Annotated in this window: 18 protein-coding genes; 3 read left to right on the forward strand and 15 right to left on the reverse strand. The window is 70.4% G+C overall.

Translation table 11 applies throughout. From position 1 onward, the window contains the following. Entirely contained in the window at positions 1-444 is a 444-nt protein-coding gene (locus ACNAW0_RS14550; RefSeq protein ID WP_416288372.1) for a DUF6220 domain-containing protein, read from the reverse strand. A gap of 218 nt (positions 445-662) precedes the next feature. Here ACNAW0_RS14550 and ACNAW0_RS14555 point away from each other — a divergent pair, with 218 nt between their 5' ends. After that, positions 663-2,378: a thiopeptide-type bacteriocin biosynthesis protein gene (locus ACNAW0_RS14555; protein WP_416288373.1), complete on the forward strand. Its 1,716-nt coding sequence runs from the start codon at positions 663-665 to the stop codon at positions 2,376-2,378. Here ACNAW0_RS14555 and ACNAW0_RS14560 read toward each other — a convergent pair. Together ACNAW0_RS14560 and ACNAW0_RS14565 are read right to left on the reverse strand one after the other, a co-directional pair. After that, positions 2,350-3,024, reverse strand: coding sequence for a response regulator (locus tag ACNAW0_RS14560; RefSeq protein WP_416288374.1), 675 nt, complete (start codon positions 3,022-3,024; stop codon positions 2,350-2,352). The genes ACNAW0_RS14555 and ACNAW0_RS14560 overlap by 29 nt on opposite strands. Further along, a complete protein-coding gene (locus ACNAW0_RS14565; RefSeq protein ID WP_416288375.1) occupies positions 3,021-4,196 on the reverse strand; it encodes a sensor histidine kinase in 1,176 nt (391 codons plus the stop codon). Before ACNAW0_RS14565 ends, ACNAW0_RS14560 begins: the two co-directional genes overlap by 4 nt. Positions 4,197-4,390: 194 nt before the next feature. On the opposite strand from ACNAW0_RS14565, the gene ACNAW0_RS14570 reads away from it, so the two are divergent. Further along, positions 4,391-4,987 carry a DUF2269 domain-containing protein gene (locus ACNAW0_RS14570; protein ID WP_416288376.1) on the forward strand — a complete coding sequence of 199 codons (597 nt, stop codon included), beginning with the start codon at positions 4,391-4,393 and terminating at the stop codon, positions 4,985-4,987. Between the two features lie 22 nt (positions 4,988-5,009). On the opposite strand, the gene ACNAW0_RS14575 is transcribed toward ACNAW0_RS14570, so the two are convergent. The 12 genes from ACNAW0_RS14575 to ACNAW0_RS14630 form a co-directional block, all read right to left on the reverse strand. Continuing rightward, on the reverse strand, positions 5,010-5,669 hold the full coding sequence (locus tag ACNAW0_RS14575) for a MerR family transcriptional regulator (protein ID WP_416288377.1): 660 nt from the start codon (positions 5,667-5,669) through the stop codon (positions 5,010-5,012). A 309-nt stretch (positions 5,670-5,978) separates the two neighbouring features. Then, complete coding sequence (locus ACNAW0_RS14580; RefSeq protein WP_416288378.1) at positions 5,979-8,162, reverse strand: MMPL family transporter; 2,184 nt, start codon at positions 8,160-8,162, stop codon at positions 5,979-5,981. A 159-nt stretch (positions 8,163-8,321) separates the two neighbouring features. Beyond that, positions 8,322-9,830: a DUF6851 domain-containing protein gene (locus tag ACNAW0_RS14585; protein WP_416288379.1), complete on the reverse strand. Its 1,509-nt coding sequence runs from the start codon at positions 9,828-9,830 to the stop codon at positions 8,322-8,324. Between the two features lie 219 nt (positions 9,831-10,049). Further along, complete coding sequence (locus tag ACNAW0_RS14590; protein WP_416288380.1) at positions 10,050-10,658, reverse strand: copper resistance CopC family protein; 609 nt, start codon at positions 10,656-10,658, stop codon at positions 10,050-10,052. A 10-nt stretch (positions 10,659-10,668) separates the two neighbouring features. Continuing rightward, positions 10,669-11,253, reverse strand: a complete 585-nt coding sequence (locus ACNAW0_RS14595; protein WP_416288381.1) for a hypothetical protein — start codon at positions 11,251-11,253, stop codon at positions 10,669-10,671. A 34-nt stretch (positions 11,254-11,287) separates the two neighbouring features. Further along, positions 11,288-12,673 carry a cytochrome P450 gene (locus ACNAW0_RS14600; RefSeq protein WP_416288382.1) on the reverse strand — a complete coding sequence of 462 codons (1,386 nt, stop codon included), beginning with the start codon at positions 12,671-12,673 and terminating at the stop codon, positions 11,288-11,290. Continuing rightward, complete coding sequence (locus tag ACNAW0_RS14605) at positions 12,670-13,149, reverse strand: flavin reductase family protein (RefSeq protein ID WP_416288402.1); 480 nt, start codon at positions 13,147-13,149, stop codon at positions 12,670-12,672. Before ACNAW0_RS14605 ends, ACNAW0_RS14600 begins: the two co-directional genes overlap by 4 nt. 112 nt (positions 13,150-13,261) lie before the next feature. Continuing rightward, positions 13,262-13,711 carry an acyl-CoA thioesterase gene (locus tag ACNAW0_RS14610; RefSeq protein WP_416288383.1) on the reverse strand — a complete coding sequence of 150 codons (450 nt, stop codon included), beginning with the start codon at positions 13,709-13,711 and terminating at the stop codon, positions 13,262-13,264. Position 13,712: 1 nt separating this feature from the next. Continuing rightward, a complete protein-coding gene (locus tag ACNAW0_RS14615; protein WP_416288384.1) occupies positions 13,713-19,502 on the reverse strand; it encodes a type I polyketide synthase in 5,790 nt (1,929 codons plus the stop codon). A gap of 73 nt (positions 19,503-19,575) precedes the next feature. Beyond that, positions 19,576-20,559, reverse strand: a complete 984-nt coding sequence (locus ACNAW0_RS14620; protein WP_416288385.1) for an enediyne biosynthesis protein — start codon at positions 20,557-20,559, stop codon at positions 19,576-19,578. Further along, positions 20,556-22,529, reverse strand: coding sequence for a CRTAC1 family protein (locus tag ACNAW0_RS14625; RefSeq protein ID WP_416288386.1), 1,974 nt, complete (start codon positions 22,527-22,529; stop codon positions 20,556-20,558). The genes ACNAW0_RS14620 and ACNAW0_RS14625 overlap by 4 nt, the downstream gene beginning before the upstream one ends. 3 nt (positions 22,530-22,532) lie before the next feature. Next, positions 22,533-23,507, reverse strand: coding sequence for a DUF1702 family protein (locus ACNAW0_RS14630; protein ID WP_416288387.1), 975 nt, complete (start codon positions 23,505-23,507; stop codon positions 22,533-22,535). A gap of 985 nt (positions 23,508-24,492) precedes the next feature. On the opposite strand from ACNAW0_RS14630, the gene ACNAW0_RS14635 reads away from it, so the two are divergent. Beyond that, on the forward strand, positions 24,493-25,215 hold the full coding sequence (locus ACNAW0_RS14635; protein ID WP_416288388.1) for a helix-turn-helix domain-containing protein: 723 nt from the start codon (positions 24,493-24,495) through the stop codon (positions 25,213-25,215). Positions 25,216-25,240 lie beyond the last annotated feature (25 nt).

A 25,240-nucleotide genomic window follows, 5' to 3' on the forward strand; every position in this document is an offset into this window, starting at 1 on the left:
TCAGGCGGACTCGCTTACGGGTGCGGCCTCCGCCGGTTGCGGCGCACTCGCCGACGATCCCGCGAGGAGCTTGCGCATCCGCCTGATCAGCGTGACGGTTACCAGCATGATGAGCATCCCGTTGATCACGTGCAGGCCGAAGATGGCGACGGACGCCCCGCTCGTGTCGCCGTTGCTGGCGTTGAACGCCTCGGCGATGGCGCGGATGAGCATCTGCACGACGACGAGCAGGCCGGGGACGATCGTCATCACGACCGTGCGAATGCCGAGGCGCGCCACGGCAGCGACGATTGTCGCCACGACCGAGAGGCCGGTGACCACGGCCATTCCGTTGATGCGGTGCAGCGCGAAAGAGTCGTCAGTATGCGGCTTGTCGAATGCGCCGACCCCGGCCAGATAGAACTGGAACAGGATGGCCAGGAACAGCAGGCCGAGAACGGCCACATAAACCCTACGCACCACGCACTCCCAGTTAGAGGCAGCAACGAACGACGGCACAACGGTCGCTGGGGATTTCCATCATCCTTCACCTGCGGTCCACTCGCACGCATCTCCCAGATTGCTCAATTTCCACCTCATCCGCACCTTGTGCTCCACCGTCGGTGTGCATACCGTCACGGAATCCGTACGCGAGCATGCGCGATACCCGAGGAAGTGGTGGCATGGCGTCGATACCCCAGCCCGACGAGACCCTCACCGCCACCACATCGGCTACCGAGTGGCGGGCCCTGCACGTGTCCGTACCGGGTGGCGCAAAGCGCCTGGAAGAGCTGCTGCTCGACACGGTCGACCCGTGGATGGCCGGCGCGCTGGCGGCGGGCGACCTGTCGAGTTGGTTTCTGAACCGACCGTGCGGCGGCTCCGGTGCGGACGCCGAGCTGCGGCTGCGGCTGTGCGGCGCGGACGACAAGCAGGTCGCCGACCTGTCCGACCGGATCACGGCGGTCCTGGGCGGGGCGCCGGAGCGCGTCGTCGAGCATCCGTACAAGCCCGATCTGGACCGCTTCGGCGGCCCGTACGGGATGGCGGTCGCCGCCGAGCACTTCGCGGCCTCGACCACGGCGGCCGTCGCGGCGATCCGGGCCACCCGCTCGCCGGCCAAACGCCTGCGCGCGGCGGGCGAGCTGCTGCTCGCGTCGGTCCTGGCGACCGGGGCCGACTGGCGTGGCGCGGTCCGGCTGCTGCGCGAGTACGCCTGCACCGTTGACGCGCCGCCGGCGGAGATCGGCCGCCGACGGGCCGCCGCCGAGGCGGCCTACCTGCGCAGCGGCGAGGAGTGGCTACGCTTCCACGAGCAGGCGCGCGCGGCCGCCGCCACGCCGAACACGACCACCGGCACCTGGTCCCAGCTCGAGGCCCGGACCTGGTCCACCTTGGTGGAGCTACACGCGGCCGGCCGGCTCGACGCCCCGCCGGAGGCCGTCTTCCGCTCGCTGATCCGCGCGACGCACAACCGGCTCGGCCTGCACAGCGGAGACGAGGCCTACCTGGCGTGGCTGCTGTCGATGCCGCTCGCCGCGCCGGGACCGCGGGTGGGGTTCTTCGCCGACGGCCCGGATGCGGTCGACCGGAGGATGCACGAGCAGGGCAAGTACTACCCGACGCCGTTCGAGGACCAGCGGCCCGATCTGCTCGGCGCGACATCGGTGGGACGGCAGGAGCTGGGCGAGCCGCTGGCGACGATCGCGCTGCCGAGGCCCGCGGCGCCGCCCCCGTCCGCGCCCCGGTTCGAGGAGGTCCTGCTCGCCCGCCGCAGCTCCTACGGCCGCTACGGCGGTCCGTTCAGCCTGGACGAACTCAGCACGCTGCTCTACTACGCGGCCGCCGAAACGACGGAGAAGCCCGTCCCCGGCACCGATCGCACCGTCCGCCTGCGCACCTACCCCAGCGGCGGCGGGCGCTACCCGCTGCGGCTGGTGCTGTACTGCCACGACATCGACGGCCTGCGGCGCGGCACCTATCTCTACGACCCGGCGGCCCACGCGCTCAATCTGCTGAGCACCTCGGACATCTCGGCCGAGCTGGCACAGCTCGGCCCGGCCACCGACCCGCGCGTGAAGATGCCGCCGAAGGCCGGCGGGAAGGCCGACACCACCGACTGCCCACTGTGGGTGCTGATGGTCGCCGACCTGACGTACCAACGGCTCCACTACGGGCTCAAGTCCTACCGCCTGGTGATGATGGAGAGCGGGCACCTGGGGCAGAATCTCTCGCTGGCCGCCACCTGGCTCGGCAAGTCCTGCGCCGGCATCGTCGGCTACTTCGACGACGCGGCCAGCCAGCTGGTGGGCGTCGACGGCGTCAACTCGGCCGTGGTGTACGTGTACTTTGTCGGCGTGGCGCGGCCGGCTACGCCTGAGCCGCCGCCTGCGGGGTGACCAGGCCGGACTCGTAGGCGAACACCACCAGCTGCGCACGGTCCCGGGCACCGAGCTTGGTCATCGCCCGGCTGACGTGGGTCTTGGCGGTGGTCGGGCTGATCATCATGTGGGCCGCGATCTCGTCGTTGGTCATGCCGCGGGCCACCATGGCCACCACCTCGCGCTCACGGTTCGTGAGGATCTCCATCACCGCGGTCGGCGCCTTGTCCGGTAGCGGGCGGGACACGAACGCACTGATCAGCTTGCGCGTGACGCCGGGCGACAGCAGGGCGTCGCCGCGCACGGCCACCCGTACCGCCTGGACGAGGTCGGCCGGCTCGGTGTCCTTGACCAGGAAACCGCTCGCGCCCGCGCGCAGCGCGTTGAAGACGTACTCGTCCAGACCGTAGTTGGTCAGGATCACCACGTGTACGGCGGCCAGCCTCGGGTCGCCGGCGACCTGGCGGGTCATCTCGATGCCGTCGAGCACCGGCATCTGGATGTCCACCAGCGCGACATCGGGTACGTGCTCGCGGGCGAGTGCCAGCCCCTGCTCACCGTTGGCGGCCTCGGCGACCACCGTGATGTCATCTTCGGCGGCCAACAGCGCCCGGAAGCCGGCGCGGATGAGGGCCTGGTCGTCGACGAGGAGGACCTCGATCACCGGACGCCCCCCACTGGCAGTTCGGCGCGGACCGTGAATCCGCCGTCCGGTCGGTGGCCGGCGCGTATCCGCCCGCCCAGGGCCGCCACCCGTTCGCGCATGCCGATCAGGCCCACCCCGGTGGCCGGCGTCGAGGGGGGTGCTGCGCGCCCGTCGTCGTCGACCTGCACGGTGAGCGCGGCCGACTCGTATCCGATGTGCACCGATGCCGACGCCGGCCCGGCGTGCCGGGCGACGTTGGTCAACGCCTCCTGCACGATCCGGTAGGCAGCCCGGTCGACTTCCCCGGGCAACACGCGCGGAGCCCCGCTGACCGTCACGCTGGCCGGCGTGCCCGCCTGCCGGGATCGCTCCACCAGCTCGGGCAGCCGGTCCAGGCCGCCGCCGGCCGGCTCGGGCTCGGGCCGGCGCAGGACCTCCAGGGTCGCCCGCAGCTCGCGTATCGCGTCGGTGCTGGCCTCCTGGATGGCCAGTAGGGCCTCGGGCACCTCCTCGCCGCGCTTACGCGCGAGGTGGATGACCACACCCGCCTGCACCTTGATGACCGAGATGCTGTGCGTGAGCGAGTCGTGCAGCTCCCGCGCGATCCGCAGCCGCTCCTCGCCGGCCCGGCGGCGTGCGGTCTCCTCCCGGGTGCGCTCGGCGTCGACGGCCCGCTGCTCCACCTGGCGCAGGTACGCCGTCCGCTGCCGGGAGACCTCGCCCAGCACGCCGGCGGCCACCAGCCATCCGGCGAGCAGTAGCCGGGTCTCGACCAGCTCGGGGGCGGGCTGCGGGCTCGCCCCGGCCAGGCCGGCCGCGAGCGCGCCCGGCACCAGCGCGACGGCCGCCGCCACGGCCGGCCACCGGCGACCGGCCCGCATCGCGATGTACACGGCGATCAACGCGGGGGCCGCGCCGACCACGCCCACCGGGAAGGCGGCGAGTAGGCCCGGGACGACCCGCAGGTGGAAGAGGAGCGTCCAAACCGTGATCACGAGCAGAACGGCGACGGGCGCACGGCGGGCCGCGACAAGAGCGAGCGGACCCACCATCAGCAGGAGATAACCGTAGATGTTGAGATCGGTGGAGCCGCTCGGCGCGAGGAGGGCGCTGGCCAACAGGGCTCCGCCCACCGCCACAGCCAGCACCAGGTCGGGCCGGTAGGCACGCCAACCCAGATCGAAACCCATGCTCGTAGGGTAGCCCGCCGAACGGTCACGCGCCTTAGCCGGCGAGTGGAAAGCCCGCGTACTCCCCGAGAAGTACGTCGGGCCGCGCCTGCAACCTGTGAAGTACCGGCAATTGACATCCCTGGCGCGATGACCCCCGGGCCACAGACGCCGCATGATCGATGATCGAGGCGGTCGAGTCCGGGGAGGTTCCAATGGAGATCTTCAATTGGGAGGCGGATTTTCCGGCGTCGACCGCGGACGACACAGCGGCCACCGGCTCCGGTGCCGCCCGCGGAACCCGAGCCAGCCGGCCGGTGCGGCCGCGGCGCCGGCTGTTGCTGACCGCGCACGTGGTGGTAGCGGTGGGCGTGCTCGGCGCGGACGTGGTCCTGCTGGCGCTGGGGATCTCCGGACTGGGCGGTGCCGATCCCACCACCGTCTATCCGGCGATCGACCTGATCGCGTCGTCGGTCATCGTGCCCCTGGCCCTGCTCGCCCTGGCCACCGGCCTGGCACTGGCCCTGGGCTCACCGTGGGGTCTGGCCCGGCACTGGTGGGTCACGATCAAGCTGTCGGTCACCACCGTGCTGGCGGCGCTGGCGATCCTCATGCTCACCCCCACGGCGGACCGCGCCGCCGACGCGGCCGTCGCACTGGCCGCTACGCCGACGGGTCAAGGTGACCACCTGCGCCTGGTGCTCATCCCGGCGGTGGCGACCGCCACGCTGATCATGAACGTGGCCCTCGCGATCTACAAGCCGTTCGGGCGCATCGGTGGCGACTCCCGCGGGCCGTCGGCGATGCGGTGAGCCGCGCCGCGCACCAGGCCGCTCAGCCATTCGGAGGCGCGGATCCACGAAAGTGGACGCTCAGGTGGTGCTCCTCGGCGAGACGGCGCAGACCCACCAGCGCCACTTCGAGCAGCACTGTGCGGGTGACCAGCGCGACCGCCGTCTCGGCCCGGGACGCCCGCGCCGTGACGGAGGCCATCTCGAACGCGGCGAGTTCGTCCGCCGCCTGGGCATACGGCCCGAGGACGGTCTCGTCGCCGGCCCAGCCCAGGCGCCGCAGGATCGCCAGCACGCTGGCGATGATGTCGCGCTCTGGGGCGTCCGGCGCCACCACCCAGCCCAACGATTCGAGGTACGAGTCCACGGTGTCCCGCGCGTCAGCCAGGTGCCCGACGGCGGCGTGCAGCGCGTCGGCGACCAGGCGCTCGCCGTGCATCGCGCGATGCACGATGCGACAAAGGTCGTTCAGCGGCACGTGTTCGTCGTCGATGGCTGCGAGAATCGCCCGGATGGATGACAGCGTCAGGCCGCCGATGTCCACGAAGATGCGGATCAACCGCAGGCGCTCTTCGTGGCCGGTGTCGTATTTCGCTTGATTACGCGCCGTCGTCGTTCCCGGCGGCAACAGGCCCTCGCGCACGTAAAACTTGATCGTGCCGACGGGCACAGCCGTCCGCCGGCTCAGCTCCGATATCCGCATATGGGCTCCCCCGGCGTGATCCTCTCACACCGGCCGCCCGCGCGCCTCGTTAACGTTGAAGATCAAAAACAGGGAAAGTGCTTATCCTGTAAGGGAACTGACGGCGACGAGTCGAGCCGGCTCTTTCACGGAAGGGCACTTTCTCAGGGCAGTTCCAGGCGTGGCTCCGCCGCCCATTTCGCGCGGGCTCTCACTACGGATGGCATGGGTGCGGGTCTGAGCTTGAAGAACAAGCTCAGACCCGCATCAGCGCAGGTGCCCCGTGTCGGCCCCGCGGCACGTGCCGCGGGGCCGTTCGCACAGTCACTCTCAGTCGACGAGGGCAGCCACCTCCGGCTCGGGGACGCGGGCGGGGACCGGCTCAGCCGATTCGCGAATGCCGTACCGCCGGTACACCTTGCCCAGCGGGCCTGGTGCCCACCAGGTCCCCCGGCCCATCAGGCGTAGCGTGGCCGGCACAAGGAGCCCGCGGACCAGCGTGGCGTCCACGGCGATCGCCACCAGCATGCCGACGCCGATCATCTTGGCGAAGACCACCTGGCCGGTCGTGGAACCGATGACGACCACGATGAGCAGGAGCGCCGCGGCGGTGATGATCCGCCCGGTGCGCTGCAGGCCGGCCGCCACGGACGCGGTGCTGTCGCCGCTGGCATCCCACTCCTCGCGCACCCGGGAGATGAGGAAGACCTCGTAGTCGGTCGCGAGCCCGAAGAGGATGACCAGGACGAGGATCGGGATGGTCGGTTCTATGAAGCCGGTCGACGTGAAGTCGAGCAGCCCCGCCAGGTGGCCGTCCTGGAAGCCCCAGACCAGCACGCCGAACGAGGCGCCGATCGAGACGAGGTTCATCAGCACCGCCTGGATCGGCAGCAACACCGAGCCGAACGCGAAGAACAGCAGGATCATCGTCGCCCCGGCCATGATCAGCGCCATCCAGGGCAGCCGATCGCCGAGGCTGTCCAGCCGGTCCACGTCCATCGCCGAACGCCCGCCGACCATTACCTCGACGCCGGCCGGCGGGGGCAGCTCACGGATCGCCCGCACCGCGGCGTACGCCTGCTTGCCCGCGCGCTCGCCCTCGTAGCTCACCAGCACCAGCGTGGTGTCACCGCGGCTGTCGCCGAGCCGCGCGCCGGTGACGTCGGGGAGCCCCTCGATCTGGCCCATGAACGCCTGCACCTGGTCGGGCGACGCACCGACCAGGAGCGTCTCCAGCGGGGACGCCGACCCGCCCGGGAAGTTCGCCTCGATCTCCTCGCTGACCACCCGGGCCTCCGTGCCGGCCGGGAGAACCTTCTCGTTCGCCCCGCTGAACTCCGCCCTCAGGAACGGCGACGCGAACACACCCAGCACCGCCAGGACGGCGACGAGGTAGAGCACCGGACGGCGCATCACGCTGTGCGCCAGCCGTGCCCAGCCCCCGCGCTGGATGGCGGCCTCCGCCGGCGCGGTGGCGCGGCGCCGCCGCGGCAGCGGAATCCGCAACGCGTCGATCCGGCGGCCGACCAGTGCCAGCATGGCCGGGAGCACGGTCAACGAGGCCAGCATGGCGACCGTGACCGCGGCCATCCCACCCATGCCCATCGAGCGGAGGAACACCTGGGGAAAGATCAACAGGCTGGAGAGCGCCAGCCCGACGGTCAGGCCGGACACCAGGACGGTGCGGCCCGCGGTGGCCATCGTCCGGGCGACGGCCGCGGGCGGGTCGTAGCCGGCGGCCAACTCCTCCCGGAATCGACTCACGACGAACAGTGAGTAGTCGATCGCCAGGCCGAGGCCCAGCAGCGTGATCGTGTTGGCCGCGAACGTCGACACGTCGGTGTTCGTCGCGATGACGCGAGTGGCGGTCAGCGCCCCGAGGATGGCCAGGATGCCGATGAGCAGCGGCAGGCTGGCAGCGACCACGCCGCGGAAGATGAGCACCAGCAGGATCAGCACGAACGGCATGGCGATCACCTCGCCGCGGACGATGTCCTGCTTGGTCATCTCGTCCGCGGTCGCCCGGAACGCCACCACGCCGCCGACCTGTGTGCGTACCCCCGGCGCGGCCAGTTTGTCCTTGACCGCCTCGTAGGCGTCCTGCTTGCTGTTGTCGTCCGGCGCGTCGAGGGTCACCGCGGCGTAGGTGGCATGCCGGTCGTCGGAGACGAACACCGGCGCCTGAGTGCCGTAGTAGCTGACCACGCTGGCCACCTCGGGCAGCTGCCGTAGCTGGTCGAGGGTCGCGGTGACCGGGTCGCGCAGGGCGGCGTCGTCGACGGTCGCCGTGTCGCTGGAGTACAGCACCACCACGTCCACGTCGCGCCGGCCGAGATCGGCGGCTATCCGCTCGGACACCTGCACCGACTCGCTATTTGGATCGTCGAAGCCGCCGGTGACCAACGAGTTGAACACCCCCGTGCCCCAGCCGACGCCGACCGCCACGAGTGCGACTGCGGCGACGAGTATCAGCCACCGCAGCTTAACGACGATTCGCCCCCACCAGCCGAACACCGTACCTAGCTCCCCTCTGACATGGTTTGACACCGTTTCATACTGTAGGTGCGCGGCCGATTCGTCATCGCACAGCAGAAGGATGTTGCGGCTACTCCCGGAGTTGCGGTCCGTTCCGGGGGTACTTCTCCGGGAGTAGCCGCGGACCGCGAACCCCGATCAGGCGGTGCCGTCGATGTGCTTGCGGACGAACTCGTAGGCCCGGTCACCGATCTGCGCGCCGAGGTCCCACGCGGCGGCGATGGAGGGCATGAAGTGCACCCCTCCCCACATCCGGCTCAGTCCGCACACCCTGGTGAACTCGCTCCAACTGCTCACCCGCAACACAAGGTCCGAGGCCGGAGTGATGCCCGGTTCACGATTCGACGAGCCGGCCGCGACGGGGAACGCCAGGTCCACGTCATCGGTGCCGAAGTAGCGCCGCAACGCCTGGGCGTGCGCGGCGCAGATGCCAGCCGAGCCGGACGGGTACTCGGGGTGGTCCCCCACGTTGAGATAGCCACGCCACTGGCTGGCCGGGAGGTCGGTGACCGTCCCCTTGCCGGGGCCGCCCCACGCGGTCACGTTGCTGTCCCCGTAGACGTGCCGGATCGCGCTGAACGGACGTGTCGAGTCGTAGAGGCGCTTGTAGTGCCAGAGAGCGATCGTGACGTCCCATTCGGCGATGGCGGAGACCATGTGCGCCTCGACCCATCCGTCGAGGTCCAGGCCGGCGTTGGCGGCGGCGATGCCGACCGACGCGCCCACCCCGATGAACTTGTTGTCGTACAGCTCCGCCGCCATCTTCATCTCGTCGGTCAGCGACGCCGAGACCGCCAGTACCTCGTCCACCTGCTGCTTGTAGGCCTGCTTGTTGCGGTGGTCGCTGTTCTTGGGCGGCGGGCACTGGAACTCGCGCGGGTCGCCGTAGGAGTACGGCTTGACCCGCCCCATCTGCGGGGTGACGAATTGCTGCGCCGTGAAGATGCCGGGACGGGGGGTGGTGACGTTGGGCTGCCACCGGGACGGGTTGTCCACCTGGTAGGCGGTGTTGACGGGGCGGTACCCGGTGTAGTCCCGGTAGCGCAACAGGTTGTACTTCCGCCCGCCCTCGTCGCCGAGTTCGTTCATCCCGTCACGCTGCCGGGCGGCGATGACCGCCTTCGCGGCGAGGTTGCCGATGCCGACCGGAGTGGTGGTGTTCTCCTGCTGGTCGTCCGGGTCCAGCCCGACCGACGTCATCAGCTCCCGCCAGTACCTGGCCTGTTGCGGCAGCATGTACATCAGCACCCGGTGGGACGCGTACAGCATCGCGATGTTGCGGTGCCGGTTCGTGGTCCGCTCGCTCGCCGGCCGCCGGCCGAGTCGTGAGTAGACACCGACGGCGGTCGGGTGGTACGGCGCGACCGCGTCGAACCACGCGTTCTGGATGAGCGTGGTCTGGCGGAGCACCATCGTGGCGTCGTTGGAGGTGATCGCGACCGCCGTGCCCTCCGCGTTTCCCGGCACGAACACGTCGATGATGGCGTTGCCGGTGTCGAAGTCGAAGTCGGCCTGGGTCCCGGCGGACTGGCTTGCCGGCGCGGCCATGGCCGGCGAACCCGCCGCCAGGAGCCCGGCGCTGCCGAGGCCCGCGAGGAGAATTGAACGACGACGGGTGGTGTAGTTTTCACGAGGAAGGTGGGACATGGACTGGTTTCCTTCCCGAACGAGCGAAGGCACCCCGCCCGCGTTGAGCGTCCCTGTTGGACGCCGCGCTCGAAGGACGGCAGGCCGCGCCCGGCTGCATAATGTCTACACAGGACCCGGTGGGGGTGTCTTCTCCCAGGTTGCTCGAAGATCAGCCCTGGTCAGAGGGGCCCAGCACCCAGTCGAGGAGCCTGCGCATCCCGCAGCCGGCCGGCGCGTTCAGGGCAGGCGGGCACGACGGCGTCGCCGGCGCCACATGAGCACCACCACGCCCAGCACCACCACCGCGTCCGCGCCCACGATCGCCAGGGTCACCGGGTCGAAGGTGCCATGCTCATGCCCGCCGGTGATCCGCCCCTGCTGCCCACCGGCCACCGGTCCCGCGGTGTCGCTCCGGCCCGGGGCGGCGGCCGCGTCCGTGCCGGTCCCCGCGACGTTGAACCGGAGGGTGCCCGACATCTCCCGGCCGTCTCCGAAGGTTACGTGGTAGACGACGAGGTACGAGCCGCCGGCCGTGATGGCGACCGGCTGGGTCACCGTCCTGCCGTCTACCGTTTTGCCTCCGGAGACGACCGGCTTGCCCGTCGCCGTGCCGACCGAGATGTGGCTGTCGCCCGCGTCCAGCGGGCGGCTGAACGTCAGCGACACCGACCGCGGCGGCGCGGCGAGCGACGCACCGGATCCGGGGGCCGATGACACCAGCCGGACCGGCGTGGTGCTGACGAGATAGCCCAGCACCACGACGGCGGCCGCCAGCAGGGTGACGAGCACGGCCCCCACCCTCCGCAGTCGCCTGCTCGGCACGCGGGTGATCGGCGCCGTGCTCATCCAGCGGCTCTCATTCGGCGCCAACGGCGACGACCCTGGCATGGGCGTGGCAGCTGCACGTCATCGCCTCGTGCTCGGCGCGGCTCGGCCTCAGGTGGTAGTACATGGCCACCACCATGGGCGCGAACACGATGGCGTTGTAGAACAGGTGCAACTCCACCCGTGGGAACACCAGCTGCGCGATGCTCGTCGGAGCCGGGCGCCCGAAGAAGTTCGACCCGGTGGACGCCTGGATGAGCAGCAGGAGGTGTTCGAAGTGGTGCCAGATCTGGATGACCAGCGCGGCCATCCACCAGTTGCGGGCCCGCCCCACGTACCCGTGCCGCAGTACCCACAGGCCGATCAGCATGATCAGGGCGTAGCCGTAGTGCATCGCCTCCGACTTGATGAGCCACGGGAACGGCAGGCCGAGCAGGCCCAGGGCCTTCGGGCGAGGCCAGTCCAGGACCCAGATCTGGAAGGCCTGTACCAGGTGCTCTGCCCAGTGCGCCGCCACGACCACCATGAACGCGTTCAACGCGGCCCGGTGATACTTCCCGTTGAGCCGATCCACGAGTCCGAGCTGGCCGGGTGTCGAGTGTTCGAATGTCGTCACGTGATCTCCTTCGGGTACTCCTCGTAACCGGAACTCAGGCTGGCTCCAGAGTCATTGGCAGTCCGCCACGCAGGCGCAGCGAGAGCATCGGATCGGCCACCACCTGGTGGCCCGGGACCAGGCGCGGGCGCAGCTCGCGCGCCACCGTGGCGACGACGAAGACGGCCTCGATCATCCCCAGGTTGTTCCCGACGCAGAACCGCGGCCCGGCACCGAACGGGATGTACGCGTACCGGGATCGCTCGCCGGCGCGCTCGGGGGCGAATCGGTCCGGGTCGAAGCGGTCGGGGTCGGACCAGAACCCGGGGTGCCGGTGCAGGGTGTACGGGCACAGCATCACGTCCGCGCCGGCGGGCACGTGGTAGCCGCCGATCTCGTCGTCCGCCACGGCCCGTCGTGGCAGCAGCCAGACCGGCGGGTAGAGCCGCATCGCCTCCTCGACCACCTGGTTGGTGAACCGCAACTCGTGCAGGTCCTGGTAGGTCGGCCGGCGGTCGCCCAACACCTGGACGGCCTCGGCATGCAGCCGGTCGAAGACCTCCGGGTGGCGGTCGACGAGGTACCACGTCCAGCCGAGGGTGCTCGCCGTCGTCTCGTGCCCGGCCAGCATGAGGGTGATGAGTTCGTCGCGTATCCGGCGACGCCGCACCTTTGGATCGGACTCCTGCTCCGTGGATGCGATGAGGCGGGACAGCAGGCCGTCGCTGTCCCCGCCGTCCCGCTGGTGCTCGTCGACCAGCCGGTCGACGAGGTCCTCCAGTTCCCGGCGGCCACGGCGGAAGGCCAGCTGATTCGGCAGGGGCAGCCACGGCGGCACCGCCCCCAGCGTGAGCATCTCGAACATCGCCTGCCGCTGCACGGTCTCGAACGCCTCGCCGATCGACTCGGCACCGCCCAGGTCGGCGTCGAGCAACGCCCGGCCGAGCACCCCGAGCGTGAGGTGGGTCATCTCCCCCACCACGTCGACGGTCGTGCCCGGCTCGCGGGCGCGCCACCGGGTCACCAGCGCCTCGGCTTCCTCGGCCACCACGGTGGCGGCCCTGGTCATCCGCTCGCGCTGGAAGACCGGCTGGATCGCCCGACGCTGGGTACGCCAGAGCTCGCCCTCGCTGGTGAGCAGCCCGTCACCGAGCGCCCGCTTGGCCTGGATGAGGCCGATTCCCTTGCGATAGTTGGCGTGGTTGTCGCTGAGGACGTGCTTCGCGTGGTCGGGATGGTTGAAGAAATAGAGCGCCTTGGGCCCCATGGTGAACCGCACGGCGTCGCCGTACTCACGGGTCACCGACGTCATCAGCGCGAGCCGGTCGCGCCGGATGTCGTTGAGCTTGCCGAACAGGGCGTTGCCGCGCGGCCCCGGCGGGGTCCGCCGGGAAGCGCTTCGGGGTTCCTGCCCGACCGGCTCGTTACCGACGAAGGTCATGTCCCCCCCTCCATAAGCCGATGGAACCTGCCGCCGAAGAACAGCAGGGCCTCCTGTGATTGCCGTCGCTGGATCGCGAGCAGGTTGCCCACGAAGATCGAATGGTCGCCGCCGTCGTACGTCTGCCAGAGGCCGCACTCCAGCCAGGCCAGCGCGCCACTGATGAGCGGCGCGCCGGTCCGCCCGCCGGGCGCCCAGTCGACGGGATCGAACTGGGCCATGCCGCTGCCCCGCCACCGGTTGGCGAAGTGGCGAGCGACGCCCTCCTGGTCCGCGCCGAGCATCGAGACCGCGAAGGAGCCGGCGGCCACCAGTCGGTCGTGCATGACCGCGTCCCGGTCGACGCACACGAGGACGAGCGGCGGCTCGAGCGACACCGACGCGAACGAGTTCGCGGTCATGCCATGCGGCGCCCGGCCGCCCACGGTCACCACCGTGACACCGGTGGCGAACGCGCCGAAGACCTTGCGCAGCATGCGCTGGTCTGCGACGGCGGGAGCCCCCTCGGGCTCTGCTGTCGCGGCCGAAGCCGACGGTAGCCGTCCGTTCACGCGGACCTCCCTCTCTGCATCGACGCCCACCGGCCGGTCAAGCACCGGTCGCCACCGGCGTCGGAGCGGCATACGGCGCCAGTGCCCGGACCAGCGCCTCCGGCACACGGGTCGGCGAGGTACGCCCGTTCGGGCCCCGCATGCACGCGACCCGCTGCCGCCCGCGCGCGACGAGAGTCTCGTCGCCACCGGAGAGGCGCACGTAGTCGAATGTGAACTCGATCTGCGTCTGGGTGAGCTCGCTCAGCCGCATCCTGATGGCCAGGTCGTCGAACGCGGTCAGCTCGGCGTAGAACTCGCAGTCGACCTTGAGGGTGAACAGCTTCAGGTCGGCCTGGACGTCGGCCAGCACAGCCGGTGCGCGCTCGTGCAGGAACATCTCCCGGCACCTGCCCTGCCAGCGCAGGTAGTTCACGTAGTAGACGTTGCCGACGAGGTTGGTCTCCTCGAACCCCACCACGTGCCGGTACTCGTAATAACGCTCCACGTCATCCCCTTCGCTCGGTCAGCACGGCGAAGACCACGGGCCGGTCCGCGTCACGCAGTGACGTCAGGAACGTCGCGATCCGCAGGTCGCCGGCCGACATGACGACCCATCCGTCCCGCTTGCGGGGCTCCAGGGTGAGCGGCCCGCCCAGCGACCGGCCTGCCTTCTGGACGCACTCGATCGCGCACCAGACCCGGGTCGCCGCGACGTCGTACGGGTCGCCCCGCTCCGCGACGATGAGGTCGGTCAACCGGCCGTGGTTGCCCAGCAGGTCCGCCCAGTCGATGGTCGATCGCGGCACCACCTGCTCGACGTCGCAGCTGAGGGTCCCGGTGCCGACCACCACAAGATCGAGCGACGCGCCGTGGCTCGCCGAGACCGACCGGCCGCCCTGCAGCTCGGGACGGCCGTCCGGCCGGTACACGACCCGCACCGGGTAGCCGAGCGCGCGCCCGGCCAGCGTCTCGGTCGTGGTGGGGGCCTGCGGGCGGACGCCGCTCCGCCGCGGCTCAACCGCGACCGCGATGTCCGCGCCGAGCACGTCCTCGAGGTTGCGCTGCAGGAACGGTCCGAGGAGGACGGGTGCCCACGGGCCGCGGCCGTCCTTCTTGCGCACCGCCTGCAACCGCAGTCCGACCCACCGCTCCACAACGTCGCCGGCCGAGTTGCGCACCGCGACGTCGTAGACGTAGGTGTCGCCGACGTTCTCCCGCTCGCTGGCGACGAACGCCAGGTCCTCGGCCGCGAGGTCCCCTGCGGCGGTCGTCTTCGGGCCGGCCACGTAGATCCGCTCGACGCCGGCCGGAAGCAGCGTGGCGTCCGGCACGCAGACCTGGATGCCGTGCATGAACGCGTCCCGCGCGCCCGGGTCGCCGAGCACCAGCTGCCCGGGCAGGAACGTGCTGAACCACGCTGCCGCGTCGCTCGTGCACACGTCGGCCTCGGCGAACCGGGCGGCGACCCGCCGGTACCGCTGCAGGCGCTGGAACCGCTTGCCCTGGAAGAGCGTGTCGCCGTAGAGCTCCTGGGACGGCTCCAGCGGCAGCGGCGACGGGCTGCCCGGCGTCGGCTCCGGCTCACCGGACGGTGCCGGGGTCGAGTCGAACCGCAGCGTCGCCCGGAAGTGGTCCGCGGCGTACCCCGTCTCGACGCTGCGAATGGCGACGTCGACCGTCTTCTCGCCGGTCACCAGCGCGGCGACCTGGATGGTCGTGGCCCCGTCCGGCGGCACGACGATCGGGCGGGCGAACTCCACCCGGTCGATCACCGGCACCGTCGTGTACCCGCCGAGCGCGGAGGCCACCTGGGCCATCGCCTCCATGCCGAGCACCGCGGGGAACAGCAGGTTGTCATCCAGCCGGTGGTCGTCGAGATACAGGTCGCTGCGCGGGCTCAGCTCGACCTCGGTGACCAGCTCCACGCCGGGGTAGTGCACCAGCGGGCGCTCGGTGAACCGCAGCAGCGGCAGCTCCGGCCGGTCGTACCGGATGGTGTCGAGGTTGTCGGCCCGCCCGGTCACGACCACCGTGCCCGGCGCCTGCGGGTCGGCGAGCAGCCGCCGCAGGACGCCGACGCCCTGGTCCGGCGTGATCGCCGTGACCCCGTCGCGCATCAGGGACTCGACAACCGACAGCCGCTCCCCCATGCCGACGCCGGACCACACCGACCACTCCAGGCAGAGCGTGCGGCAGTGCGGGTGCGTCTCGCCGTGCCGGCTGGTGAGCTGGGCCAGCCACTCGTTGGCGGTGGCGTAGTGTGCCTCGCCCCGCAGGCCGGCCCGCCCGATGATGCTGCCGAAGGTCACCAGGAGCCGCAGCGTGTCGGGATCGACCGCGTCGAGCACGACCCGCAGGCCGTTGATCTTCGGATCGAAGGTCTGGCGCAACGCCTCCGGCCCGAGGTCGGTCAGGGCCGCCGGCTCGTTGCGGCCCGCGCCGTGCAGCACCGCCGTGACCGGTCCGAGCTCCTGGCTGACCTCGGCCACTGCGGCACGTACGGCTGCCCGGTCGGTGACGTCCGCCCGCACGTAATGAACCGCGGCTGCCTTTTCGCCCATGCGGGCCAGGTTGGCGGCGAGCTCTGTGTCCGCTGCCGGGTCGGACCGGCCGAGGATGGCCAGCCGGGCTCCGGTGTCCGCGGCCACGGCCAGCGCGCACTCCGCGGTGATGCCCTTGCCGCCGCCGGTGACCAGCAGGACGTCGGTGTGGTCCAGCGGCGGCCGGGTGCGGGCGGGCGGCGCCTCGGGCAGCGGCCGCAGGACCGGCACCCGCCGCACGCCGTACTCGTCGTAGTTGACCTCGACGAAGCCGGTGGTCGCGGCGACCTCCGCGACCACGAGGTCGAGGGGATCCAGCGACGGCGGGAGGTCCACCACCGTGGTCCGCAGGCGCGGGGCCTCCAGGCGTGCGGTCTTGACCATGCCCGCGGCGCCATGGCCGTGCTGGACCAGCACCAGGCGGCCGCCTTCCGGCTGGCTCACCGCCGCCTGGGCTGCCGACAGCGCCATCTCCAGGTGCTCCTGCGGGCAGTCCTCGGTCAGGCAGAGCAGTACGCCGGCACCCACGGCGGCCCGCTCGAGCGACCGCCCCAGCTCCTCGGCGAAGGGGTGCCCAGGCTGGGCGAACACCTGCCAGGTGCCGTTCTCCTCGGTGCCGACCCCGGACGACAGCGGCTCCCCGACCAGCTCAACCACGAACGGGCGGGCCCACGGACCCACGCCGCTGGCCGTCGTCGGCGCGGACTGCTGCTCGCCACCCGTACGGACCAGCTCGTCGAGCGCGTCGGCGAGTTCGCGCAGCGTGGCGCTGGCGAAGTTGGTGGGTGTCTGGGCCGCGGGAAGGCCGAGCTCGCGGGCGGCCTGGCCGACCAGCTGGCCGACCGTGATGGAACTCAGGTGCAGGTCGTCGAGGAGCCGGCTGTCGTCGGCAACGGTCTCCGGGGGCAGTTCGGCCCGCTCGGCGGCGAGGCGCCGCAGCAGCTCCAGGCCGTTCGCCTGGGAGGTCGGCCGGGCCGCCGTCTCCGGCTGCTGCTCTTGAACCGGGGACGCGTTCCGCGGGCGGGATGTGACGGTGATCCGGGGCGCCGCCTCGCAGGGGCTGGCGAAGAAGCTGAACTCGCCGCCGAGGTCCAGCGGCCTGGTGAACCGCCCGCCGAACAGCGCCTCCCGGGCGAGGGTGGCACCGGTGACGTACGCCGCCCCGATGACCCCCATGGTGCTGGCCAGCGACTCGTCGTCGGTGTTCATGGCCACCGCTGGCACGGGGCTCAGCTCGCGCGCCATGCCGGAGAGCACCCGGCCGGGCCCGACCTCGATGAAGAGATCGACCTCGGTCGCGGCGGCGGCGAGCGCAGTGGCGAACTGCACCGGCTTGGTGATCTGCTGCTCCAGCAGCCGTACGACGTCCAGCCCTTCGTCCAGCGGCCCGCCGGTGACGGTGGAGATGATCCGCCGGCACAGCGGGCCGAAGTCGACGCCCGAGAGCCGGGCGGCGAAGGCCGCCGCGGCGGGCGCCACGAGCGGCGAGTGGAACGCGTGCGACACGGGCAGCCGGGCCCAGCTCAGGCCGGCGTCGCCGGCCGCGCGGCAGATCCGTTGCACCGCGTCGACCGGGCCGGCGACGACCGTCTGTTGGGGGCCGTTGTAGCCGGCGATCACCACCGGCTCGTCGGCGATCAGCCGGCTGGTCGCCTCCTCGCCCGCGCCGATGCCCGCCATCGTGCCGGAGGCACTGTTCTCCGCCATCGTGGCTCCGCGTACGGTCGCCACGCGCAGCAGCGTCTGCTCGTCCATGGCACCCGCCCAGTACAGGGCGGAGATCTCGCCGAGGCTGTGGCCCACCGCGACGTCCGCGGTCAGGCCGAGGGCGTCGAGCACCTTGAGCCCGGCCATCGAGCCGGTCACGATCCGCGGTTGGGCGACCGTGGTGGCCACGACGTCAACGCCGGTGGGCAGCGCCGCGCGCTCGTACACCTCCTCCGCCTGCCGGAACCGCCGGCGCAGGGCGCCGCCGCTGACACCTCGACCGGAACCCTGCCCCGGGAAGAGGAAGCCGATCCGGGCCGGCCGATCGGCGTGCCCGAGGAAGAGCCCGCCGATCGGGTCGATCAGGTGGGTGCCGCCGGCCTCGACGGTCTCCAGCAGCTTGCGGAGCTTGCGCTCGGCGTCGTCCGGCGAGGACACCACCACGGCGGCCCGGTACGCCCGGCCGGCCAGGTCCCGCTCCAGCACGGCGCCGAGGTCGGCCAGCTGGGCGTAGGCCAGGCGGGACACGAGCCCGATCAGCTCCGCCAGCCGGTCCCGCAGCTGCGCCGCGCTGTCCGCCTCCACCAGCAGCAGCTCGACGTCCTGGACGGAGGCGGCCAGTTCGCCGGCACGGGCGTCGAGTTGGTCGGCCTTGCGCGACCGCGCGCCGTCCAGTACCACGTGGGTGTTGATCCCGCCGAAGCCCATCGCGGTGACGCCCGCGCGCACCGGGGCGCCCTCCGGCCAGGCCTCGGCCTTGCGTACCGCGCGCAGCGCCGGCCGGTCGCCGGTCAGCACGGGGTGCGGGTCCACGCATCCGGTGGTGGGCGGAACCACCTCGTGGTGCATCGCCATCGCGGCCTTGATCAGGCCGGCGATGCCAGCCGCCGCCTTGGTGTGGCCGATCATCGCCTTGATGCTGCTGATCGCGGCGGCGGGGGCGTCCGGGTCGGCCGTGCGGCGGGCCAGCGAGAGTGCGTTGAGCTCGTTGGCGTCGCCCACCTCGGTGCCGGTCCCGTGGCCTTCGAACACCGGCACGGTCTCGATGCCGAAGCCGGCCCGCTCGTACGCGCGGTACAGCGCGAGCTGGTACCCGCTGACCTCGGGCCGGGTGATGCTGCCCTTGCCGTCCGAGGAGATCCCCCAGCCGGCGATCGAGGCGTACACGCGGTGACCGGCCGCGAGCGCTTCGTCCTCGCGCATCAGGACGACCATGCCGCAGCCCTCGCCGGGCCAGAACCCGTTGGACCCGCGGTCGTACACCCGCATCTCGCGGCGGGCCAGCGCGCCCGTCTTGGCGAACCCGATGATCTCGAACGGATCGATGGAGAGGTCGACACCGCCGGCAATGGCGATGTCCGCGTCCCCGTCGATGATGGCCTTCGCGGCGGTGACGACCGAGAGCAGTGAGGACGAGCAGGCGCCGTCGACGGTGTACCCGCCGCCCTTGAGGTCGAAGTGGTTGCAGATCCGACCGGCGATCGTGTTCGACAGGCCGCCGGCGAGGGTGTCCTCGTCCACCGCGGGGAACGGGCTCTTGTAGCTCTGCTCGAACTCGTCCAGGAACTGGGTCAGCTGGTCGTCGTCCCAGCCCTGCTCCTTGAGCGCGCCGGCGACCATCCGGCGGACGTACGGCCAGCGCAGCCGCATGACGTTCGCCCGGGTGAACTCGCCGGTGAGGGTGTTACCCACGACGGCTGCGGTCCGTTCCCGGGCCAGGCCCTCGGCGTTCGGGAAGCCGGCGTCGGCAAGGGCCTGTGCCGCCACGTCCAGCGCCAGCCAGTGGGTGAGGTCGGTGGACCGGTAGGTGCTTCCGGCCACCTTGAACTTGACCCGATCGAACTCGTACCCCTCGATGACGGCGGCGTTGCGCGCGTAGAAGCGGTCCGGGGTCGCCGGGTCCTCCGCCCAGTAGTCCTCCAGGCGCATCCGCTCGTCGGGCAGCCGGCGGAAGGCGCGCCGGCCGGCGACGACGTTCTCCCAGAGCTCCTGGGGCGACGTGGCGTCCGGGTAGCGGCACGCCATGCCGACAATCGCGATCCTGCTCATCGAATCACCTTGCTCCGCTCGGCGATACGCATCGGCGAGGCGCTGAGCCCGATGGTCTGCTCGCTGCGCCCGCTCATGCCTTGACTTCCTCTCGGGCCATCGTCGGGGCGACCGTGATCGCGGGCCGCCCGTTGCTGCTCGTCGCCGGGACCGCCGGTCCCGACTGTGCCTCCCGCTGCTTCTGGGCCTTACGCACGATGTGGAGGGACCAGAGGAACCCGCCGCGCACGGTGCAGATGAGGGCGGTCGCGAAGAACAGGCCGTAGACGATGCCGGCGCCGGTCAGCGCGCCGTAGAGGAGTGCGACCCCGCCGCCGAACGCCACCTGCGAGAGCGGCCGTGCCGGACTGGTGCCGGGGTCGGTGATCATGTAGTTGGTGAAGAGGACGAACGCGACACCGGTCATGACGCTCAGGGCCGCCGGGATGGACGTGTCCAGAATCCAGCCGCGCACGATCGCCTGGAGGGCGAAGACGACCAGCCAGCTGCCGATCAGCCACATCCGCTTGGTCAGCATCGCGTTGAGCATCGTGCCGAAGGTGAGGATGAGCGCCGGCACGAGCCAGTCGAGCCAGCCCTCGACGTACTCGGTGAAGTGGTACGGCGGCGCCACGCTCACCCAGGAGAACAGCAGCAGCACGACGGCGATGCCGAAGTTCGACGGATTCATGAAGTGTCGCAACCGGCCGTTCACCGGCACCCGCAGCAGCCACTTGCCGCTGATGCCGACCATGACGCCGAACATCATCACGAGCACCCGGTCGTTGACGTACAGCAGCATGTTGACGACGAGGCTGGTGATGTGGGCCGGGTAGAGGAACTCGACCAGGCCGCGCAGGCCGTTGCCGACGAAGCGGGGCGCCCGCCCTTCGGCCCTGGCTCCGATGATCTCCAACACGATCTCGGTGGTGTAGCCGGTGGCGAGGGCGACGAACGGCCACAGCCACGGCTGTTCGAACCCGAGGACGGTGAACCCGAAGATGTTGAATACGGTGATCGAGATCGCGAAGTTGCGCAGCGCGATGATACGCGGGTCGCGCTTCGGCTTCTCGCTCATGACGTGACCTCCTGAGCCTGCGCTCCGAGCGTGATCGAGTGCCAGCCCGGGTTGAGCTGGAGATCCTGTTGATGCTTTCCACCGGCGCGATCCCGCCAGCTGATGTGCACGGCGACCGGGCCGGAAACCTTGCCGAGCCCGAGCATCACGTCGAAGCTGCGCTTGCCGGAGTGGCCGCTGGCGCCGTCGACGTGACCGATGAACTTCCGCCCGTCAGCGGTGGTGGCTGTCACCTGGGCGCCGATCACCGGCGAGCCGGCCACCAGTGGGCCCTTCCTCGCGGCCGCGTCCTGCACCTCGCGGGTGAGCCGCAGGCCGAGGAACGCGCCCGCCGAAGGACTCTGGTTGTGGTAGAAGACCGGCGCATCCCACTGCCGGGCCACGGCGAAGTCCAGCCGCCCGTCGCCGTCGGCGTCACCCATCGCGATACCCCTGGTCGGCACGGGGATCGCCAGGCCGAGCTCCTCGTTGAGGTTGACGTACCGGCCGTCCTCGCCCTTGACGAAGAAGGCGAGCCGCTGGCCGCCGGCCACGTCGTCGCCATCGGCCACCCGAGGCCACCAGTACGGGTTGGCGAGGAGGTCGTCGTTGGTGGTGGCGAGCTCCTGCAGCTGTGCCCACCGGTTGACGGTGCCCTTCACGAAGCCGTTGGTCTGGACGATGTCCAGCTCTCCACGGTTGGTGAAGTCACCCATCTTGGTGTCCCAGCCCCAGCCGTTCCAGGCCAGGCCCAGCGGCGCGCTCCGGTCCTCCCAGGGCGCCACCCCGTCCTGCAGCTTCGCCCGCAGGTCGGCCTGGTCCTTCGCGGTGCTGAAAAAGGCGAAGTTGCTCTCCTCGATACCGAACGACGTGGTGATGTTGCTGATGAACATGTCGTACAGGCCGTCGCCGTTGAGGTCGCCGAAGTCGATCCCCATGCCCTTGAAGGAGTCCCCGCCGACCCGCTTGGATTTGGGCACGGTCGCCGTGCGCGCGGTTTCCACCAGGGAGAACCGGATGTGGCCCGGCGTTGATCGGTTGTAGAGCAGTCGGTCCGGCCCGAAGTCGTTGGCGATGTAGAGCTCGGGCAGCAGATCGCCGTCGAGGTCGTTGGCCGCGCCGGCGAGGATCCAGCCGCGGGCGACCTCCTCGGTCAGCGCGTCGGTGTCCTCTGCGAAGGCCACCGACGGCGCGGCACCGGCCGTGCCGCCGGTCCAGCGGAACATGTGGTTCCGCCCGCCGTTGAACGCGTGGGACATGGAGTGGTTCATCGCCACGCCACCGCTGGCCGTCTCGTCGAGGACCGGCCCGTCGGGGAAGTAGTTCCCGATGAAGAGATCGTCGTGCCCGTCGCCGTCGAAGTCCGCGACCACCACGGCGGTCGACTGCCACCGAGGGCCGGTGTACGTCCCGCCGGACGAGACTCCGGGAACCAGCTCGACCGGCTCGTAGGCGCCCGCGGTCAGCTCGGTCGCGTCGGCCTTTGCGAGGTAGAGGATCGGCGTGCGGCCCATGTAGTACACCAGCAGGTCGGTCCGGCCGTCCTCGTTGAAGTCGCCGGGTACGCAGCCGGTCGGCGCCATCTGGGCGTCCGTCGGCAGGGGCCCGGGATCGAGCACGAAGGGCGCGTACCGGTCCGCCCCGACGCCCGGCACCGGGGTGACGACCGCGCGGTCGATCCGCGGGTCGGTCAGGCACAGGTCGTTCGGCAGTCCGTCGCCGTCGAGGTCGTTCATCGCGATCCCGGCACCGATCGACGAGATCCACGCCCGGATGTGCTCGTAGTCCTTGTTGACCTTTCGGATGGTCTGTTGCGGGAGGCCTCCGGGAATCGCTATCGACAGTGGCGTGAACTGGAAGTCCCGGGCCAACTGCTCGCGATCCGATGCGGACGCCTCGGGCAGTCTCGCGGCCAGGAACATCCCGACCAGCAACACGAGCGCGACGACCCCAGCCATCTGCCGATTGGCCCAGCGCATTACGGAAGTCACCGACTAATACCTCCCAACAGACACAAACTCTTCAGCAATGCGCTGCCGCCAGACCTCGAACGACGGGCGCTCGCCGTCGGGCGGCAGGTCGACCAGCGCCCGGTCGGTCACCGCGGCCGCCTCCTCGGGCGACATCCCGCAGAACACCGACGAGGCCAGATGGGTGTGCGGTGTCACCAGACCCGCCAGCACCCGTGCCTTCGCGGCGAACGCGCACGCCTGCGCGACCACGGGGCGGTGATCGCCGGCGCGGTCCCAGAACGTCGCGAGTTCGGCCTCCCCGACCCCGCCGGCGTACGTCGCCGCGAGCCCAGTGCCGCTGAAGAGGTCACCGTGGCGGTGCTTCGGGAAAGCGGCGATCCGGTCGACGATCCGGCCCACGTCGGTGCCCTCGACAAACCACAGCGCCCGGCCGATGCCCTGGTCGATGGCTTGGTCCGCGTACGCGTGCGGGTGCCCTAGCGGCCAAGGGAAGTCTTTCCTCTGGTACTGCCCGTGGACGTACCGGTCAGTGCGGAAGTACGCCTGGTGGAAGCCGTACCCTTCCAGCGCCAGCCAGTGCAGCAGCGGATCGGTGGGCATGACGCGGCGCCAGAACATACGTGGCAGCCGGGCCATCGCCCAGCCGATGCCGATGTGCGCCATGTAGATGTGCCGGCCGCCGCGCCCGGCCAGGAAAGCTTTGATCCGGCCGCCGCTCCCGAGGCTCATCGCGTCCATGATCGTGAGCCCCATCGCGGCGCCCTCGTACGCGAAGCCGCGGTAGTCGCGGGGCATGGCCTCCAGGAGCTGCTCAACCTCCGCCGGCCGGCCCGCGTAGGCGGCATGACCGAACCCTTTGACAAAACTTCGGCCGACCGTCTCCAGCAGTTCTTTCGCGTCATCGTTCTTAGCGTGGAAACCGCGCTTATCGAGTTGCGTATCCGACACATCCGGCGTCAGTAATCGTCGCCGAACGGCTCGCCAGACATTGGCCATCAACGCTCCCAGGGACGGCAAGAGAACTTAAGTTTGGTCGAGAGCACGGCGCGCCGCCACCGGCAAAGTGAGACAGCAGTGGTCGGCTCGGCCGCGACATTGGCAGAACCGCTTGACCACCAGCTTCTGCTGGCTGGCTAATACTTACGGGCGCGTTAGGGCTCTGTCTTCTCCCAGGTTGCTCATCGGGCGCGAGCCGGGGCATCCAACCTGTATACACATTGGCGACAGCCGTTGTGCTCGCACCAAGCCGGACCGCGAGATCAGTGGCGGCGAGCCGCTCGACCGCCGCTATGCAGGGCACGAACGCGACGTCTCCGTCCCACCCCAGCCGCCTGCGGGCGGCGGGCGCGCCCGTATCGACAGCTGCCACCGCCTCGGCGAAGCTGGGAGACGGCAGAACCTGATGGTCGGGATAGGTCAGAACATTCATGGCCCCCCGCCCGCCGCGCGTCTGGTCAGGCCATCCGGCGCGGCCGCCAGTCGACCAAGGCTGCTGCCTGGCAGGAGGGCGTTGCGGCCTACCTACCACTCCGGTGACCCTCCATGGCCGCCTCGCGGCGGCACGGGACGATCCCCGCGATAGCCGGGCAGAGACCCCAACTATCGCAACCCAACGTATCGACAACCTTACCCTCTGCGCCAGCCCTGGTTTCGTCCGACAACCCGCGTCCACCCAGCCCATGACAAAACGCATGAACGCGCCCAAGATCCGCAGCTGCCCCGATTCGGACTTTGCCGCTAAGTTCAAGCTTGGGCGACGACGTACCCGTTATGGATACCGGAAATTTCCACTCTCCACTTCATGAACCGAAGCCATTTGCCAGGAATCCGTCCGCTAAAGAAGCGCTCAAGTTTCTGTTGCGATGGCGATAGCGGCGTGGTTTTGCGCTAACCTTTCGCAAGCGTTGTGACGACGATGTCACTCGCTGCTACATGCCGCCAGATTCGAGGGAGCACGATGGAAGACCTGATAAGGCGGGCTGTGACCACCATCCGCGAACGTTACGAGGAGCCGCTCTCACTGGACGATCTCGCCAGGACGGCTACGCTGAGTAAATTTCACTTCCTCCGGACGTTCCGCGACGTAACAGGAGTGACCCCGGTCCGCTTCCTCTCGGCCGTACGTCTCCAGGCGGCCAAGAGTCTGCTGCTGAGCACCAGCCTCGACGTGGCGGACGTGTCAATTCAGGTCGGCTACGGCAGCCTCGGCACGTTCACCCGGCGATTCACCGAGTGCGTCGGAATATCGCCCACCCAGTACCGTCGGCTCGCCCGAGGCGAAACGGTGCCCATGCCCGAGGTCATCACCCGGCGCCGTCCCACCACGCAGGCCGGCACGATTTCCGGCACCGTCCATACGGTCGGCACCGCAGCCTCCTCCACAGTGTTCCTCGGGGCGTTTCCCACCCGGATCCCGCAGGGACGCCCGGTCGCCTGCACCGCGGTCAACCGCCACTGCCCCTGGCGGATGACCGCCGTGCCGTCCGGATCGTGGTACCTGCTCGCGGTCGCGGTCGACCAGACCCCGACCGACACCCCACCGGATCCCGCGGACCTGCCGCTGCTGGTGGGCACCGCCGGCCCGGTGCATGTGGCCGCCGGTGTGCAGGCACACGTCGACGTCACGATCCGGCCGCTGGACTGGCGCCATCCCCCGATGCTGTTCGCCCTGCCGGGCGTCGAGGCGCTCCGCCACGCGGCATGACCGGTCGGACAGGGCACTGGAAGCA

The sequence above is a fragment of the Micromonospora sp. SL1-18 genome (genome assembly GCF_047921505.1).
Lineage (GTDB): Bacteria > Actinomycetota > Actinomycetes > Mycobacteriales > Micromonosporaceae > Micromonospora.